This is a genomic window from Pelomonas sp. Root1237, from assembly GCF_001425055.1.
Lineage (GTDB): Bacteria > Pseudomonadota > Gammaproteobacteria > Burkholderiales > Burkholderiaceae_C > Pelomonas.
In genome coordinates this window covers 446,897-464,579 of the sequence record NZ_LMDK01000016.1, presented here as the reverse complement: position 1 = coordinate 464,579, position 17,683 = coordinate 446,897, and the positions used below count along the sequence as shown (strand labels likewise).

14 protein-coding genes and 1 other RNA gene are annotated in these 17,683 nt (G+C 68.9%); 10 read left to right on the top strand and 5 right to left on the bottom strand.

Annotation, left to right across the window (positions count from 1 at the left end; genetic code table 11):
* Positions 1–2 precede the first annotated feature (2 nt).
* From hrpA to ASC91_RS14930, 6 genes are all read left to right on the top strand, one after another.
* Positions 3–3,845 carry an ATP-dependent RNA helicase HrpA gene (gene hrpA, locus ASC91_RS14955; protein WP_056198048.1) on the top strand — a complete coding sequence of 1,281 codons (3,843 nt, stop codon included), beginning with the start codon at positions 3–5 and terminating at the stop codon, positions 3,843–3,845.
* A 286-nt stretch (positions 3,846–4,131) separates the two neighbouring features.
* On the top strand, positions 4,132–5,907 hold the full coding sequence (locus ASC91_RS14950) for an HDOD domain-containing protein (RefSeq protein WP_157281638.1): 1,776 nt from the start codon (positions 4,132–4,134) through the stop codon (positions 5,905–5,907).
* 9 nt (positions 5,908–5,916) lie between these two features.
* Positions 5,917–8,313 (top strand): serine/threonine protein kinase, encoded by a 2,397-nt coding sequence (locus ASC91_RS14945; RefSeq protein ID WP_056198045.1) that lies wholly within the window; start codon positions 5,917–5,919, stop codon positions 8,311–8,313.
* 192 nt (positions 8,314–8,505) lie between these two features.
* Positions 8,506–8,874, top strand: coding sequence for a DUF4398 domain-containing protein (locus ASC91_RS14940; protein WP_082532696.1), 369 nt, complete (start codon positions 8,506–8,508; stop codon positions 8,872–8,874).
* An 18-nt stretch (positions 8,875–8,892) separates the two neighbouring features.
* Positions 8,893–9,819 (top strand): OmpA family protein, encoded by a 927-nt coding sequence (locus tag ASC91_RS14935; protein ID WP_056198040.1) that lies wholly within the window; start codon positions 8,893–8,895, stop codon positions 9,817–9,819.
* A gap of 49 nt (positions 9,820–9,868) precedes the next feature.
* On the top strand, positions 9,869–10,297 hold the full coding sequence (locus ASC91_RS14930) for a hypothetical protein (RefSeq protein ID WP_056198038.1): 429 nt from the start codon (positions 9,869–9,871) through the stop codon (positions 10,295–10,297).
* 38 nt (positions 10,298–10,335) lie between these two features.
* Here the strand turns inward: ASC91_RS14930 and ffs are convergent.
* From ffs to ASC91_RS14920, 3 genes are all read right to left on the bottom strand, one after another.
* Positions 10,336–10,433: signal recognition particle sRNA small type (gene ffs / locus ASC91_RS28860), an RNA gene on the bottom strand.
* Between the two features lie 10 nt (positions 10,434–10,443).
* Positions 10,444–10,830 (bottom strand): SirB2 family protein, encoded by a 387-nt coding sequence (locus ASC91_RS14925; protein WP_162247797.1) that lies wholly within the window; start codon positions 10,828–10,830, stop codon positions 10,444–10,446.
* A 159-nt stretch (positions 10,831–10,989) separates the two neighbouring features.
* Positions 10,990–12,102 carry an AIR synthase-related protein gene (locus ASC91_RS14920; protein ID WP_056198035.1) on the bottom strand — a complete coding sequence of 371 codons (1,113 nt, stop codon included), beginning with the start codon at positions 12,100–12,102 and terminating at the stop codon, positions 10,990–10,992.
* 41 nt (positions 12,103–12,143) lie between these two features.
* Between ASC91_RS14920 and dnaX the strand changes: the two genes are divergently transcribed.
* From dnaX to ASC91_RS14900, 4 genes are read left to right on the top strand one after another with little or no spacing between them, the layout of a single operon-like run.
* Entirely contained in the window at positions 12,144–13,982 is a 1,839-nt protein-coding gene (gene dnaX, locus ASC91_RS14915) for a DNA polymerase III subunit gamma/tau (RefSeq protein WP_056199609.1), read from the top strand.
* A 14-nt stretch (positions 13,983–13,996) separates the two neighbouring features.
* Positions 13,997–14,323: a YbaB/EbfC family nucleoid-associated protein gene (locus ASC91_RS14910; RefSeq protein WP_056198033.1), complete on the top strand. Its 327-nt coding sequence runs from the start codon at positions 13,997–13,999 to the stop codon at positions 14,321–14,323.
* 7 nt (positions 14,324–14,330) lie between these two features.
* Entirely contained in the window at positions 14,331–14,912 is a 582-nt protein-coding gene (gene recR, locus ASC91_RS14905; RefSeq protein ID WP_056198032.1) for a recombination mediator RecR, read from the top strand.
* Positions 14,913–14,922: 10 nt separating this feature from the next.
* Positions 14,923–15,315, top strand: a complete 393-nt coding sequence (locus tag ASC91_RS14900; RefSeq protein WP_056198029.1) for an MAPEG family protein — start codon at positions 14,923–14,925, stop codon at positions 15,313–15,315.
* Between the two features lie 8 nt (positions 15,316–15,323).
* On the opposite strand, the gene ASC91_RS14895 is transcribed toward ASC91_RS14900, so the two are convergent.
* Both ASC91_RS14895 and gloB read right to left on the bottom strand, forming a co-directional pair.
* Positions 15,324–16,883 carry a transglycosylase SLT domain-containing protein gene (locus ASC91_RS14895; protein WP_056198026.1) on the bottom strand — a complete coding sequence of 520 codons (1,560 nt, stop codon included), beginning with the start codon at positions 16,881–16,883 and terminating at the stop codon, positions 15,324–15,326.
* Positions 16,880–17,665, bottom strand: a complete 786-nt coding sequence (gloB, locus tag ASC91_RS14890) for a hydroxyacylglutathione hydrolase (protein ID WP_056198025.1) — start codon at positions 17,663–17,665, stop codon at positions 16,880–16,882. Before gloB ends, ASC91_RS14895 begins: the two co-directional genes overlap by 4 nt.
* Between the last annotated feature and the right edge of the window lie 18 nt (positions 17,666–17,683).

Here is a 17,683-nt window from a genome sequence, read left to right as displayed (position 1 = left end):
CAATGACAGCTCCGAATCCCGAGAGCCGGCCCGTGAAGCCGGCTCTCTCCATTTCATTCCCTGAATCCCTGCCGGTCTCCGCGCGGCGCGATGAGATCGCCGCGGCGATGGCCGAGCACCAGGTCGTCATCGTCTGCGGCGAGACCGGCTCTGGCAAGACCACCCAGCTGCCCAAGATCGCGCTGGCGATGGGCCGTGGGCGCATCAACGGTGGCGGCCTGATCGGCCACACCCAGCCGCGGCGCATCGCCGCCAGCAGCGTGGCCAAGCGCATTGCCGAGGAGCTGAAGACGCCGCTGGGCGACGTCGTCGGCTACAAGGTCCGCTTCCAGGACCGCCTGGCCAAGACCGCCTCGGTCAAGCTGATGACGGACGGCATCCTGCTGGCCGAGACGCAGAGCGACCCGCTGCTGAAGGCCTACGACACCCTCATCATCGACGAGGCCCACGAGCGCAGCCTCAACATCGACTTCCTGCTCGGCTACCTGCGTGAGCTGCTGCCGCGCCGGCCGGACCTGAAGATCGTCGTCACGTCGGCCACCATCGACGCGGACCGGTTTGCGCGGCATTTCGAGTCGAGCAAAGGTCCCGCGCCGGTGCTGACGGTGTCGGGCCGGCTGTTCCCCGTCGAGCAGCGCTACCGGCCCTTCGAGGAAAGCCGCGAGTACGACCTGAACAACGCGATCACCGATGCGGTGGACGAGCTGTGGCGCGAGGGCGGCGGCGATGTGCTCGTCTTCCTGCCCGGCGAGCGCGAGATCCGTGAGGCGGCCGAGGCGCTGCGCAAGCACCATCCACCCGGCGTCGAGGTGCTGCCGCTGTTCGCGCGGTTGTCGCCAGCAGAGCAGGACAAGGTGTTCGAGCCGCACGGCCAGCGCCGCATCGTGCTGGCCACCAACGTGGCCGAGACCTCGCTGACGGTGCCGGGCATCCGTTACGTCATCGACCCCGGCCTGGCGCGTGTGAAGCGCTACAGCTACCGCAACAAGGTGGAGCAGCTGCTGATCGAGCCGGTCAGCCAGGCGGCCTCCAACCAGCGCGCGGGCCGCTGCGGGCGGGTGAGCAATGGCATCTGCATTCGCCTCTACAGCGAGAAGGAATTCAACGAGCGGCCCAAGTTCACCGACCCGGAAATCCTGCGGTCGTCGCTGGCGGGTGTGATCCTGCGCATGAAGGCGCTGCACCTGGGCGAGGTCGAGCGCTTCCCGTTCCTTGAGCCACCGCGGCCGAAGGCGATTGCGGACGGCTACCAGCTGCTGGCCGAGCTGGGCGCCACCGATGATGACAACGAGCTGACGCCGCTGGGCAAGGAGCTGTCGCGCCTGCCGCTGGACCCACGCGTGGGCCGCATGATCCTGGAGGCCAAGACGCGTGAGGCGCTGTCGGAAGTGCTGGTCATCGCATCGGCGCTCAGCGGCCAGGACGTGCGCGACCGGCCGATGGAAGCCGCCCAGGCCGCCGACGAGAAGCACAAGAAGTTCGACGACGAGAAGAGCGAGTTCAGCGGCTACCTGAAGCTGTGGAAGTGGCTGGAAGAGTCGAAGGGCGGTGGCACGGAGCACAAGCTCAGCAACCGCCGCCACGAGCAGTTGCTGCGCGAGAACTTCATCAGCATCCGCCGCGTGCGCGAGTGGCGCGACGTGCATTCGCAGCTGCTCACGGTCGTCACTGAGCATGGGTGGCGGCTGAACCAGAGCCCGGCCACCTACGAGCAACTGCATCTGTCCATGCTGGCCGGCCTGCTGGGCAACATCGGCCAGAAGAGCGACGACGAGGACTGGTATCTCGGCGCGCGCGGCATCAAGTTCTACCGCCACCCCGGCGCGCATCTCTCCAAGAAACCGGGCCGCTGGATCGTCGCGGCCGAGCTGGTGGACACCTCGCGCCTGTACGGCCGCGGCATCGCCAACATCGAGCCACAGTGGCTCCCGCCCATCGCTGGCCACCTGATCAAGACCCAGCTGCTGGAGCCGCACTGGGAGAAGAAGGCCGCCGAGGTCGTGGCGCTGGAGCGGGCGACGCTGTACGGCATCGTGCTGTACAGCAACAAGCGCGTGAACTTTGGCCGTGTGGACCCCAAGGCCGCGCGGGAAATCTTCATCCGCGAGGGCCTTGTCAACGACGACCTGCCGGATGAGCTGGTGCGGCAGCTGCCCTTCCTGGCCCACAACCGCCGCCAGATCGCCAAGGTCGAAGCGCTGGAGCACAAGTCACGCCGCCAGGACGTGCTGGTGGACGACGAGCTGATCTACGCCTTCTACGACGACAAGCTGCCGGCGAACGTGTTCTCCGGCGCGACGCTGCTGAAATGGTGGCGCGAGGCCAGCAAGGGCAACGACAAGCTCTTGCAACTCAGCCAGGACGAGCTGATGCGCCACGAGGCCGCGGGCGTCACCAGCGAAGCCTTCCCCAAGGTCATCCGCCTGGGTGGCGTGGACTGCGCGGCGACCTATCTGCACCAGCCCGGCGACGCCCGCGATGGCCTGACGGTGACCGTGCCCATCTTTGCGCTCAACCAGGTCAGCGAGGAACGCGCCGAATGGCTGGTGCCGGGCATGCTGGCGCAAAAGGTGACGGCGCTGCTGAAGAGCCTGCACCAGAAACCGCGCGCGCGGCTGACGCCGCTGCCGGATTTCGTCGCCGAGTTCATCGAGCTGCAGCCGTTCTGCCAGGGTGGACTGGTGGACACGCTGCTCAGGGCCGTGAAGGACCGCAGCCAGATCGCCGTGCAGCGCAACGACTTCAAGCTCGAGCAACTGGCGCCCCACCTGTTCATGAACTTCCGCGTCGTCGACGAGCATGGCCGCCAGCTCGGCCAGGGCCGCCAGCTCGCCGCGTTGAAGGCGGAGCTGGGCGGGCAGGCGCGATCGGCCTTCCAAGCATTGGCCGCCCTGAAGCTGCCGGCGGCGGAACCGGCTCCGAAGTCCCAGCCCGAACGCGGCATCCGCGCCGAGATCGTCAAGCCCGCGGCACCCGTGCGCGATGCCGCTCAGGCCTACACCGACTGGACCTTTGGCGAACTCCCCGAGCTGCTCGAAGTCCAGAAACCGGGTTCTGGCGGCCAGACGCTGATCGGCTTCCCGGCGCTGATCGACAAGGGCGCCCACGTCGAGATCGAGGTCTTCGACGAACCCGAGGTCGCTGCCGCGAAGCACCGCGCCGGCCTGCGCCGGCTGATCGCACTGCAGCTCAAGGAACCTTTGAAGTTCCTGGAAAAGAACATTCCCGACCTGCAACGCATGTCCGTGCTCTACATGGGCCTGGGTACGGCCGAGGACCTGCGTGACCAGATCATCGGCGTGGCCCTGGACCGCGCCTTCCTGGCCGACCCTCTGCCGACCGATCCGATCAGCTTCAAGAAGCGCATTGAAGAAGGCCGCAGCCGCCTGAATCTCATTGCGCAGGAAGTGGCCCGCGCTGCGCATGCCGTGCTGCAGGAGCTGGCCAATGCGAGTCGCAAACTGAAAGACTCTCGGCCAGCCAAGGATGTCGGCGATGACATCACTGCGCAGTTGCAGCGCCTGGTGCCCAAGCGTTTTGCGCTGGACACGCCCTGGGCCCAGCTGCAGCACCTGCCGCGCTACCTGAAGGCCATCACCGCGCGCTTGGACAAGCTGCGCGCCGACCCGGACCGAGACGCCAAGCTGATGAGCGAGGTCAAGCCGCTGGAGCAGCGCTACACGCGCCGCATGGCAGAGCTGAAGGGTGTTCGCGACGCGAGGCTCGACGACTTCCGCTGGCAACTGGAGGAACTGCGGGTGAGCCTGTTCGCGCAGGAACTGCGCACGCCGCAACCCGTCAGCGTGAAGAGGCTGGACAAGGTTTGGTCTCAGCTGACGGGCTGAGATCGAACCTTGCGGCGCAGACTCACTTGCCGCAGGCAAGTTATGTCGCAGCCACAAAGTCTGGAGTCAGCTCACAGCCTGAAGCCGGATTGCGGCGACGGCCTACGCATCAGGCGCAATGCCGGTGTAAAACGGACACGATCCGGGCCAAGATGTGAGCTGATGCACGCAAGACCTGGACTGCCAGGGAATTCCGTCGCATTTCGACGCTTGCCTGCAAGCTGGACCCTCCTGGCCTGGAGTCCAATGCAGGAACACCATCTGTTACACCCCGCCCACGTCTGCCGTGCCTGATTCCAGTTCCAGCCCCGCCGCCCCACCGCCGAAGAGCTTTGGCCGCTTCGAGCTGCGCGCGTTGCTGTCCAAGAGCGCCCGCAGCCTGATCTGGGGCGTCTTCGACCCCCGCCATGGCCAGGAGCTGATGCTCTGCATGCCGCGTGACAAGCCCAACAGCGCGGCCGCGCTGGAGCATTGGCTGCGCATGGCCCAAGGTGCCGAGCGGGTGCAGCACCCCAACCTGGCACGTCCGTTCGAGATCGGCCAGATCGAGAACTGGCCTTATGTGGCCTACGACCGCGCCCTGGGCGAGACGCTGGACGAGCGCCTGGCGCGCCAGAACGCGCCCCTGCCCATCGACGCGGCCGGCTGGATTGCCCAGTTGCTCGAAGGCCTGGCCTTCGCCCATGAGGCCGGCCACGCCCACCGGGACATCCAGACCGCCAGCCTCGTCATCGACGCCGGCGACAAGGTGCGCCTCATTGGCCTGGAAGTCGCGCAGGAGGTCTTCCCGGCCACGGTGGATTTCAACGCCGTGACGCGCCGTGCGGTGCGCGAGTCGGCCGAGGAGGACGTGCTCTGTGTCGGTCTGCTGCTCAACCGCATCCTCAGCGGCAAGCCCGTGCTGGAGGAAAACGACCTGCAGCACGTCGTGCAGCAGATGCAGCCCCTCGGGCGTGAAATGGTGCGCCTGGGCTGGGAGACGCCTCACCCCATCGCCGACCCGCTGCGCGCCATCTGCAACCGGGCGACCGAGCGCCAGCTGCGCCAGCGCTACCACCTTGCGCGCAGCTTCTGGCGTGCACTGGACGGCTGGCGCACGTCGGCGGCGCACGACAGCGGCGGCCCCGTCGCATTGCTGATGGACAAGCTGCAGCGCATCGGCCACCTGCCGACGACGATGACCGGCTTGCACCGCTTCACGGGCGGTTCAGGCCTGGAGTCTCAGCATGCCAGTGCGCTGTCCGAATTCGTGCTGAAGGACATGGCCCTGAGCCTGGAGCTGGTGCGCCGCGTGAACAACGCGCTCAGGCAGAGCGGCCACCACGGCGAAACGGTGCTGAACATGCAGCGCGCCATCCAGATGCTGGGCCTGGACGGCGTGCAGCTCGCGGCCAACGCGCTCAAGCCCTGGCCGGGGCCGCTGGCGCCGATGGCTGCCGAGATGCTGCGCCAGCTGATGGCTCGCGTCACCAAGGCTGCCCAGGTCGCGCAGGCGCTGCGCCCGGCGGGCTATGACGGCGAGGTCGTGCACCTGATCACGGTCATGCAGAACCTGGGCCGCCTGCTGCTGCAATACCACTTCCCGGATGACGCCCAGCAGATCCGCCAGCTGATGGTGCCGCCCGAGCCCACCGAAGAGCAGCCCAACCCGCCCGCGATGAGCGAGCAGGCGGCGGCCTACGCCGTGCTGGGCTGCGACCTGGACGCCATGGGCGCCGCGGTGGCGCGGCACTGGGGCCTGGGTGACGAGCTGCTGCAGATGATCCGCCGCCAGCCGCTGGACGGTGCCGTGCATCCGGTGCGCAGCGATGCCGACGCCATCCGCCTGACCTGCAGCTTCGCCAACGAACTGGTCGACGCCCTCGGCCTGCCCGAGGCGCGGCGCCGCCCGGCGCTGGAAGTGGCCACGCGGCGCTATGCCAAGGCGCTGGGCGTCGGCCTGCGCGAAGTCATGGAAGCCTTGAACCCGGGCGCGCACAAGCCGCCTGCGACCGCGCCGGCCGACGATGGCGCGCCGTCGTCCTCGCTGCGCGAACGTCTGTCCGCCCGCGGCGGCTCCTGAGCTGGATTCATGGCCGACGACGACCTGCCCCCCCAACTCGGTCGCTTCCGTCTGCTGCAGCGCCTGGGCGAGGGCGCGCAGGCCACGGTCTGGCTTGCCCACGACCCGTTGCTGGACCGCGAGGTCGCCGTCAAGCTGCTGAAGGCCCAGTTTGCCGATTCCAGCGAGCCCGGCACCCTCGACGAGTGGCTGCACGAGGCCCGCGCCGTCAGCCGGCTGACCCACCCGAACATCGTGCCGGTCTTCGAGGCCGACGCCCAGGGTGGGCGTTCCTATCTCGTCTTCGAATACGTGTCCGGCGGCACGCTCAGCCAGCGCCTGCGCGCCGGCCCCCGCCCGACGGCGGCCGAGGCCGTCACCCTCATGCTGGGCATCCTGGACGGCCTCACCGCAGCGCACGCCGCCGGCCTCGTGCACCGCGACCTCAAGCCCAGCAACATCCTGCTCGACGCTCGCGGGCGGCCGCGCGTGATGGACTTCGGCATCGCGGCGCGGGTTTCGACCGACACCAACGCACCATCACGCATCGTCGGTACGCCGGGCTATATCTCACCCGAGGCCGCGCGCGGTGCGCCGCCGCATCCGCAGATGGACGTGTTCGCTGCGGCCATCATGCTGGCCGAGATGCTGAGCGGCCAGCGCCTCAACCACGACCCCGATCCCTGGCGCACCATCCAGCGCGTGCAGACCACCGACCTCATGCTGCCGTCGGGCCTGGACAGCAGCGTGGATGACGCCTTGCGCGCCATCGTTCAGCGCGGCCTGGCGCGCGAGCCATCGGCGCGCTGGCCGAGTGCGGCCCTGCTGCGCGACGCACTGGCCGCCTGGCTGCGCCCTGTCGCCGAGCCCGACGCCGAGGCCCAGGACGCGCCGGTGCTGGACTTTCTGCTGCGCCGCATGCGCCACAAGAGCGATTTCCCGGCGCTGTCCGACGCCATTCAACGCATCCAGCGCCTGACGCAGTCCGAGAACGAAAGCCTGGCCAGCCTGTCCAACGAGATCCTGAAGGACGTGGCGCTGACGCAAAAGCTGCTGCGCCTGGTCAACACGGCCCAGTACCGGCACGCCGGTGGTGGCGGCATCAGCACGGTGTCGCGCGCGGTGGCCCTGATCGGCTTTGCCGGCATCCGCAACCTGGCGCTGAGCCTGGTGCTGCTGGAGCGCATGGAGAACAAGGGCCACGCCAAGCGGCTGCGCGAGGACTATCTGCGCTCGCTGATGGCGGCGTCGCTGGCGCGCGAACTCTGCCCCAACCCGCGTGAGGCCGAGGAGGCCTTTCTCGGCGCGATGTTCCATCACCTCGGCCGCTCGCTGACCGAGTTCTATTTTCCCGAAGAGGCCGACGCCGTGCGCCGCCTCGTCAGCCCGACTGAGGACGGCCAGCCCGCCATCAGCGAGGCCGCCGCGTCGGCTCAGGTGCTGGGCATGAGCTACGAGGCCCTGGGCCTGGGTGTGGCCCGGCAATGGGGCCTGCCCGACAGCCTGCAGCGCGCCATGCGCCGCCCGGTGGGCGAGGCGCCGCAGCGCCTGCTGGAAGACGGCACCGAGCGCCAGCGCTGGCTGGCCCGCGCCAGCAACGACATGGCCGACCTGATCCTGAACACGCCGCCCGAGCAGGCGCACGCCAAGCTGCGTGCCATGGCCCAGCGCCATTCGCGCGCCCTGGGGCTCAGCGCAGAAACCTTCGAGAAGGCCGCGGACACGGCGCGCCAGCACCTCGCGCAGATGACCGAGGCGCTGGAGCTGCACCTGCCCAAGGACTCGCGTGCGCAGCGCTTGCTCGCGCCGTTGACGCCCTCGGCGCACGACTCGCTGACAGCGCACGAACTCGCGCCCACCCAGGTGCTGGAGCGCACCCAGGACCAGCGCGCGGTTTCGCCCGCCGATCAGGCCACGCAGTTGTTGGCCGCCGGCGTGCAGGACATCACCGACGCGATGGTCGAGCAGTTCCAGCTCAATGCCGTGCTGCGCATGATCCTGGAGACCATCTATCGCGCGCTGGGCTTTCGACGTGTCCTGTTCTGCCTGCGCGATGCGCGCGGCCAGGCCCTCACCGGGCGGCTCGGCGTGGGCGCCGATGTGGAGCGCCTTGCGCCGCTGCTGCGCATCGACCTGACGGCCCAGCCGCTGGACCTGTTCGCCGCCGTCTGCCTGAAGGGCGCCGACACGCTGATCCAGGATGCGCGTGCCGCCAACATCGCCCCGCGGCTGCCGAGCTGGTTCCGTGGCGAGTTGCAGGCGCAGAGCTTCCTGCTGCTGCCGCTCATGCTGAAGGGTTCGCCCCTGGGGCTCATCTACGCCGACCACGCTCTGGCCGGCGCCGTGCAACTGGGCGAGAAGGAACTCTCGCTGCTGCGCACCCTTCGCAACCAGGCCGTGATGGCCTTCCGCCAAGCCACTGGCTGAGGCGCGTGCGGCCCTAACGCCGCTGTAGGGCAAATCCCACACCGCTTGAGGCCCCACGCTGACCGGTGCCGCACCGGCCCTCCGACTGGGGCCGGGCCCTCCGTCGCGAATACTCGTTAGGCATCCTGAGAGAACCCGAACCGGCGGGTGGCGATGCTCGAACGCCGGGTATGTCAAACAACAGGAGTTCGTATGAATCACCATTCGATGAATGGCCGAGGGGTCGCGTTGGCGGTGCTTGCCGCTGCTGCCCTGGCCGCATGTGCCACGACGGGCGACGCCCCGAAGGAGCAGATGGCGGTGGCCAATTCCGCTGTCGACCAGGCCAGCGGCAATGCCGCAGAAGCACCCGCGGAGCTGTCCACGGCCCGCGACAAGTTGGCCCGTGCCAACGTCGCCATGGCCCGCAAGGACTATGTGGCGGCCCGCCATCTGGCCGATGAAGCCGCGGCCGATGCGGCCCTGGCCCAGGCGACTGCCCGCACCGCCCGCTCCAGCCGCGCGCTGGCAGAGGTGCGCGAAAGCATCCAGCAGTTGCGGGCGCAGCTGAACCGTTCCTGATTCATTGAAAGGATTGCCATGACTTCCCCTACCCGATTTGTTTCGACACTGACCGCCCTGGCCGCTGCAACCGCCCTGTTCGCGGGCTGTGCCAGCGCCCCCACCGTCACGCCCGCCCTGCAACAGGCTCGCTCCAATGTGCGCAGCGCCGAGGCTGACCCGGCCGTGCTGAAGTACGCCTCGCTGGACGCCAAGAAGGCCGCTGATTCGCTGCGCCGAGCCGAAGAGCTGAGTGCCAAGCGCGAGTCGCCCGCTGACATCGACTCCGCGGCCTATGTCGCATCGACCCAGGCGCGCACGGCGATGGCCATCGGCCGCGCTGCCACGGAAGAAGAGGCCATCAAGTCCGCCGAGGCCGACCGCGAGCGCGCCCGCGCCGATGCCAATGCCAACCGCGCCAACGTTGCCCAGAACCAGGCCGCCAACGCTCAGATCGCAGCCGCCAATGCCAATGCCGACGCCAACGCCGCTCGCCAGCAGGCGGCCGCCGCCAACGTGGACGCCGCCCAGGCCCAGGCCCAGGCTGCCGCACTCGCGCAGGAGCTGGCCGATCTGCAGGCCCGCCAGACCGACCGCGGCATGCTGGTCACGCTGGGCGACGTGCTGTTCGAATTCGGTCGCGCCGAGATCAAGCCTGCCGCGCAGACGTCCATCGCCAAGCTGGCCCACTACCTGACCCAGCATCCCGACCGCCGCGTGCTGATCGAGGGCTTCACCGACAGCGTCGGCAGCGACTCGGCCAACCTGACGCTGTCGCAGCGCCGCTCGCAGGCCGTGGCCGAAGCGCTGCGCGCCCAGGGTGTCGACCCGACCCGTGTCGCGACCCGCGGCTATGGCGAGGCCTACCCGGTGGCCAGCAACTCAAGCACGTCCGACCGCGCAATGAACCGCCGCGTCGAGGTTTACATCTCTAACGATAACCAGCCGGTCCGCGCGCGTGGCTGATCGCCACATTGCGCCACATCGCTGTCATCACGCATCACAGGAGATTGAGATGACCCAGTACCACAGCTCACGATGTCGCCTGGCCACCGCCTGGCTGGCCGCCGGCCTCATGGCCATTGGCGGCATCGCCCAGGCAGCGCCCCGGGCCAAGAACGTCGACCCTCAGCGCCTGCAGTACGAGCGCGAACGGGCCAACTGCATGACCGGCCAGACCAACCAGCCGCGTGACGTCTGCCTGCGCGAGGCCGGCGCGGCCTATGCCCAGGCGCGCCAGGGCAAGCTGATCTCGCCAGGCGACCGTCCTGAGCAGTGGGCGGCGAATGCGCTCAAACGCTGCCAGGCTCAGCCCACCATGGAAGATCGCGAGATGTGCGAACGCCGCGTGCGCGAAGGCCAGGTTGTGGGCAGCGTGGAGGCCGGCGGCCAGATGACGACGCTGACCGTGCGGACCGTCGAAACCCCAAAAAATCCGGGTTGATCGCCGGGTTGATCGGAACGCAATGAAGACTGGGGGAGGGTGACGAGCCTTACCCCCGGCACTGGTTGCAACGCTTAGGGCTGCTTGGTTCCCCACCTGACCCGGTTGGGCGCGCTTCCATGCGGGGAGGCCCGTCGAGCGAGATTCTAACCGGGGAGAAATTGCCGGTTGATCGAAAGGTCCATCGCGAGGGTCAGCAGGGCCAGTGCGGTGAGATAGCCCAACAGATGCAGGCGCGCCTGGCTCATGGCCCAGTGGCCGCAGATCATGTAGCCCACGAGCGCGATGAGCTTCGCGCCCAGCCACCAGTCGCGGATGGGGTGGTAGCCGATGGAACCCCACAGGCTCAGGCCCGTGACGACGAGGCAGGCATTCACGCCGAAGACGAGCACCAGCAGGCGGGCGTCCTTGGCAAAACCCTGCAGCTGTGGGCTGCCGAACTGGACCAGCAGGCCGCGCACGAAGAACAGGCCCACGCTGCACCAAGCCAGCAGCACATGCCACTGGATCATCTGCGTGTAATACCAACTCATGGAGCCCCTCGCCCGGTCTCGCCGCGCTGAACGCGGGCGACCCCGGTCGGTCCCCCGAGGGGACGGCGATGCTTGCGGCATCGAGCCGCAAGCACATCGCCATGGCGGGCCGGCTCGGGAGCGGCCCAGCGCTCGGCCCGTGGAGCGTCACACCACATATCAGCGCAGGTGTAGGTCGTCTTCGCTGAAGCGGATGTCCAGCGGCTCGATCAGCAGTTGCTTCTCGCCCGCTTCCACCGTGCCGGCCACCCAGGCCTCAATGCCGCAGTCGCGCGCCACCTGCGCAGTGCGCTCGGCGTCCTCGGCCTTGACGAAGATGGCAAAGCCCGCGCCCATGTTCAGCGTCGAATAGGCCTCGCGGTCGTCCTGGCCGGCTTGCTTCTGGATGAAGTCCAGCACCGCCGTCTTGGGCGGCACGGTATGGATGCGGTAGGTCAGCTGGCTCGGGTGGCGCAGCAGCTTGCGCCAACCGTGGCCGGTGATGTTGGCGCAGTAGTGCGGCGCGATGCCGGCCTTCCACAGCGCTTCGGTGACGGGCGAATACAGGGCCGTCGGCGCCAGCAGGGCCTCGCCGTAGCTGACGCCCGGCTCGATCTCGGTGAGGTAGCCCTGGGGCAGGCGCTCGGCCAGCTTGCGTGCCAGGCTCAGGCCGTTGGCATGGATGCCGCTGGAGGCCAGCAGCACGATGGCGTCGCCGGCACCGAGCTTGTCGCCCACTGACAGGCGTTCCTTCGGGTTGATGAGGCCGGTACAGGACGCGGCCAGGTCGATGCGGCCGTCCTCGACGATGCCGGCCAGGGCCGGCGTCTCGCCGCCACCCCAGGCGACCTGGCAGGTGTCGCAGGCGGCCTTCCAGCCGGCCACCAGGGCCTGGGCGCGCTGGGCGTCGCCGAACCAGTCGCTGCCGCCGGCGGCCCAGTAGGCCTGCACGACCAGCGGCGTGGCGCCGACGGTGATCAGGTCGTTGACGGCCATCGCGATGGTGTCCTGGGCGATGCCGGCGAAGAAGCTCTTGCCCGTCAGCTTGGCCATCTCGTCGGCCACCAGGGTCTTGGTGCCCAGGCATTCGACGATGGAGGCCAAATAGAAGGGCCCCACGTCGACGACATAGGCCGACTCGCCACGCGAGGCCTTGACCTCGGTGAAGCCGTGGCCGGCGAGGTGGGTCGCCGTGGCGGCGGCGGCGCGCTGGGCCGTGATCTTCAGCGGGTCGATCAGGTCGTAGTTGACGCCGGCTTGGTCGTAGGTGAGGGGGGCTGCGGTACTGGTCATCCGCCAATTATCGACGGAGGGCCCCTCATAGAATGACCGGCATGAGTTATCAGGTCCTGGCCCGCAAATACCGCCCGCAGAGTTTCGAGCAGCTCGTCGGGCAGGAGCACGTCGTGCAGGCCCTCGCCAATGCCTTGACGCAGGGGCGCCTGCACCACGCCTATCTGTTCACCGGCACCCGCGGCGTCGGCAAGACGACGGTGTCGCGCATCCTCGCCAAGAGCCTCAATTGCACCGGGCCGGACGGCACAGGCGGCATCACGGCCCAGCCCTGCGGCGTCTGCCATGCCTGCCGGGATATCGATTCGGGTCGCTTCGTCGACTACGTCGAGCTGGACGCGGCCTCCAACCGCGGTGTCGAAGAGATCTCGCAACTGCTCGACCAGGCCGTCTACAAGCCGGTCGTCGGGCGCTTCAAGGTCTACATGATCGACGAAGTGCACATGCTCTCGAACACTGCCTTCAACGCGATGCTGAAGACGCTGGAGGAGCCGCCCGACTACTTGAAGTTCGTGCTGGCGACGACCGATCCGCAGAAGGTGCCGGTCACCGTGCTGTCGCGCTGCCTGCAGTTCAACTTGCGGCCCATGGCGGCGGCGGACGTGCAGATGCACCTGGGCAATGTGCTGGGCGCGGAGAGCGTACCGGCCGAACCGGGCGCGCTGCGCCTGCTGTCGCGTGCGGCTCGCGGCTCGATGCGCGACGGGCTGTCGTTGACCGACCAGGCCATCGCCTTCGGCGCGGGGTCGCTGACTGAAGCCGGCGTGCGCCAGATGCTGGGCAGCGTCGACCGCGGCCATGTCGTGGCCATCGTGGATGCGCTGGCTGCGGCGAGCGGTGAGGCCGTCGTGGCCCAGGCCGATGCGCTGCGTGGCGCGGGCCTGTCGGCCGCCGGCACGCTGGAGGACCTGGCCACGCTGCTGCAGCAGATGGCCCTGGCCCAGGCCGCGCCGATGGCGCTGGACGATGCCGACACCGAAACCGCCGAGATCCGCCGCCTGGCTGCTCTACTTCCGGCCGACGAGATCCAGCTGATGTACAGCATGGCCCTGCATGGCCGCGCCGAGCTGCATCTGGCGCCAGACGAATATGCGGGTTTGTTGATGGTGCTGCTGCGCATGCTGGCCTTCCGGCCGGCCGGCACGAGCCCCAAGCCCATCAAGGCCGCGGCCCTGGTGAGGCCGGCGGCAGTGGCCAAGGCGGTTGTCGCCGTGCCGCTGCCCAAGGTGGCGCCACCGGCGCCGGTGGCGGTGCCCAAGGTTGTCGCGCCGGTCCCGGTGGTCGCGGCGCCCGTGGTGGCCGAGCCGGCCGCCCCCAGGCTCAGCGACCGACTGCGCCCGCGCCCGGTCGAAGTCGAGGCGCAGGCCGATGACGACATGGATGGCCCGCCGCCCGACGATGCGCCGCCGCCGTGGATGGAAGCGGATGACGCGCCCGCGCCGGTGGCTGCTGCGGCTCGCGAGCCCGAAGCGCCGCGCCGCGCCGAGCTGCGCGAGACGCCCGAAGGTGCGCAGTGGGCCGAGCGCATCGCGGCCCTCAACCTGGTGGGCATGACGGGCGAGCTGGCCCGCCAGGCCCAGGCCCTGGGCTGCGCCAGCGCCGACGGCCGCGAGGTCTGGACGCTGCGCGTCGAGCGCGAATCGCTGCGCGCGCCGGCCCTGGTCAGCAAACTCGAAGCGGCCCTCGACGCAAAGCTCGACATTGAGGTCGGCGTGGCCGAAGACTCCATCGCCCTGCGCACGGTCGCCCGGGCCGAAGCCCAGCAGCGTGCGGCCGAAGACCTCGCCGCCCAGCATCCGATGACGCGGACACTGCTTTCCCAATTCCCGTCGGCACGCATCCTGCCCGGTTCGGTGCAGCCGCTGACGCCCACTCCGTAGACAAGGACACGATCATGATGAAAGGCCAACTCGCCGGCTTGATGAAGCAAGCCCAGGCGATGCAAGACAACCTGAAGAAGGCGCAGGACGAACTCGCCAACATCGAGGTCGAGGGCCAGAGTGGCGCCGGGCTCGTGAAGGTGCTGATGACCTGCAAGCACGAGGTTCGCCGCGTGACCATCGACCCCAGCCTGCTGGCCGATGACAAGGACATGCTGGAAGACCTCGTCGCCGCCGCCTTCAACGACGCAGCCCGCCGCGCCGAGGCGACCAGCTCCGAGAAGATGGGCAAGCTGACTCAAGGCATGCCGATGCCCCCCGGCATGAAGTTCCCGTTTTGATCTCGACTTGACCGCGCTCGAGACCCTCATCGAGGCGCTCAAGCGCCTGCCCGGCGTGGGCCAGAAGTCGGCCCAGCGCATGGCCTACCACCTGCTGCAGCATGACCGGCTGGCCATGCCGCGTCTGGCTGATGCGCTGACGGCGGCGGGCGAGCACATCAAGCATTGCGAGCGCTGCCATACCTTCAGCGAAACGCCGATCTGCAGCGTCTGCGCGGACGCCGACCGCGACGCGCGGCTGCTGTGCGTCGTCGAGACGCCGGCCGACCAGGCGGCGCTGGAGCGCACCGCGTCCTATCGCGGCTACTACTTCGTGCTGCTGGGGCGGCTGTCGCCGCTCGATGGTGTGGGCACGCGCCAGATCGGCGCGGCCGAATTGCTGGCGCGGGCGAGCGAGGAAGGTGTCGAGGAAGTCATCCTCGCCACCAGCTTCACCGCCGAGGGCGAGGCCACGGCCCATGTACTGGCCGAGGCGCTGCGCGCCCGGAGCATCAAGTCGACGCGGCTTGCGCGCGGCGTGCCGGTTGGCAGTGAGCTCGAATACGTGGACCTGGGCACCATAGCTCATGCCTTGACTGATCGACGCTGAGGAAGCCCGGATGACGATTGCCCAACTCTGCCTGCTCGTCGCCTGCCTGCTGCCCCTGGGCTGCACATTCCTGGCCAAGTCCAAGGGCTTCGGCAAGCGCAGGCGTGATGGCGGTTTCGACAACAACCAGCCGCGCGAATGGCTGGCCAAGCTCGACGGCTGGCAGGCGCGGGCCAACGCGGCCCAGGCCAACAGCTGGGAGGCCCTGCCCATCTTCGTCGCCGGCCTCTTTGTCGCCCATCAGCACCAGGCCGCGCAGGGCAGCGTGGATGCGCTGGCCGTGGGATTCGTCGCTGCGCGCCTGGCCTTTATTGGCCTCTATGTGGCGGACCGCGCCTCGCTGCGCTCATTGGTGTGGGCTGCAGGCCTGGCGGCCTGCGTCGCACTGTTCCTCGTTCGCTGAAATAAGGCTCAGGGCGTGGCCGCGGCCACGACGGTGCGGCCCTTGCCGCCCTTGCCCTTGGGCTGCGCCTTGGCGGCCACCTTCACGACCTTGGCGGGCGTCGCCTTGGCCACCGGCGCCTTGGCCGGCGAATAGGCGGTGTAGACGACGACGGCCTGGCCCGGCTTGAGGCGGCCGTTGGCGGCCAGCTTGTTCCACTGCGCCACCTGCTCGCTGCGCACCTTGTAGCGGGCGGCGATGGTGGCCACGGTGTCAGCCTTGCCGGCCTTGTGTGTCACGCGGCGCAGCGGCGGCGCGTCGGGCGCGAGGTTGAGCGCGGCGGTGTCAGCCAGGCGCTCGGACACGTCGGCGACGATGTGTTCGCCGCGCGGCACCAGCAGCGTCGAACCGGCCTTCACGAGCATCTTGGGCGGAATCTTGTTGATGTCGCGCAGCAGCGCTTCGCTGGTGCCGGCACGCTTGGCGGCCTCGCCCGGGCTCATGGTCTTGGGCACGACCCAGGCCGTCCAGCTCGCGAGCGGGCCGCTGTGGCGGGCCAGGTTCTCGGCGAAGGCACTGGCCTGGTCATAAGGCAGCAGCACCTGGGGCGTGGCGGCGGCCAGGATGACCGGCTTGTTCATCTGCGGGTTGAACTGCTGGAAGGTTTCCAGCGTGATGCCGGCAAGCTGGGCGGCCAGGGCCACGTCGATGTCGCGCTCGATCTTCACGCTCAGGAAATACGGGTGGTTGGCCACCACCGGCAGCGTCAGCGCATAGCGATCGGGTGCGAAGACGATGTTCTTCACCGCCTGCAGCTTGGGCACGTAGTAGCGCGTTTCATCGGGCATCTTCAGGCTGGCGTAGTCGGTCGGCAGGCCGAGCTTTTGATTGCGCGCCACCGCCTTCTGCACATTGCCCTGGCCCCAGTTGTAGGCCGCCAGCGCCAGATGCCAGTCACCGAACTGCTTGTGCAGGCGGCCGAGGTAGTCCAGCGCGGCGCGGGTGGAGGCCAGCACGTCGCGTCGGTCGTCGCGGAAGATGTTCTGCTTGAGATCGAAGTCGCGCCCGGTGGCGGGCATGAACTGCCACATGCCGGTGGCCTTGGCGGTGGACACGGCATGCGTGACGAAGGCGCTCTCCACGAAGGGCAGCAGTGCCAGCTCGGCCGGCATGCCGCGCTTCTCGACTTCGTCCAGGATGTGGAAGAGGTAGCGGCTGCCGCGCGTCGTCATGCGCTCGACGTAGTCGGGGCGCGCGGTGTACCAGGCCTCGGCCTTGCGCACCCAGTCGTCGTCCAGGTCCTGCAGCTGGAAGCCCTTGCGCACGCGGGCCCAGAGGTCGGCGTTCACATCCGGCGCGTCGAGGTCGACCTTCTCGCCGGGGCGCAGGTTGTCCTCGAGCAGCTCGGCCGCGATGGCGCGCACCGGCGCGGGTGCCGCGAGCGTCAGCGGCGCGGGGGCAGGTTCAGCGGCAACGGGGAGTGGGGTAGGCGGGGTGTCGAGGCTGGCGGGATCGACCGGAGCGGTGGTGGCGCAGGCGGCAAGCAGGGCAGCCAACACCAGGGGAGAGAGTCGGTGAATCAGGGTCATCGGAATCCGTTCTTCCATTCGCGCAGGGTGGCGAACACATCGACCGGGCTGGGCGCGGCCGGGAGTTTGAGGGGGGCGTGGCGGCGAGCGGCCTCACGCAGAGCGGCTTCGGTACAACGCAGGAAAGGGTTGATGCGCACCTCGTTGCCGATGCGGCCGGGCAGCGTGGGCCGGCCGGCGGCGCGTTCGGCCTCGCACCAGGCGGCATAGGTCGCCAGCGCCGCGTTGGCCGGGTCCACCTCGCGCGCAAAGCGCAGGTTGGACAGGGTGTATTCATGGGCGCAACAGACCTGGGTCTCGGACGGCAGCGCGGCCAGGGATTGCAGCGAGGCATGCATCTGCGCCGGCGTGCCTTCGAAGAGGCGGCCACAGCCGGCGCTGAAGAGGGTGTCGCCGCAGAAGAGCAGGGGGTCGCTGCCAGGGACGTCAGCAGCAAAGTAGGCGATGTGACCCGCGGTGTGGCCGGGCACGTCCATGACGGCGAACTTGAGGCCGAGCAACTCGACCGCATCGCCGCCATGCAGGCGCTGTACTGGCTCAGGCAGCTCCTCGTGGACGGGGCCGTAGATGGGGCCTTGCAGGCGCGGCCGCAGTGCGTCGACGCCACCGACGTGATCGCCATGGTGGTGGGTCAATAGAATGCCCGCCAGCGTCAGGCCCCGGGCATCCAGCGCCGCAGCCACCGGCGCGGCGTCGCCGGGGTCGACGACGAGGGCCTCGCGGCCGTTGTCCAGCAGCCAGAGGTAGTTGTCGTCGAATGCAGGAAGCGGCGTGAGCGTCAAACTGAGCGTCAATGGCGC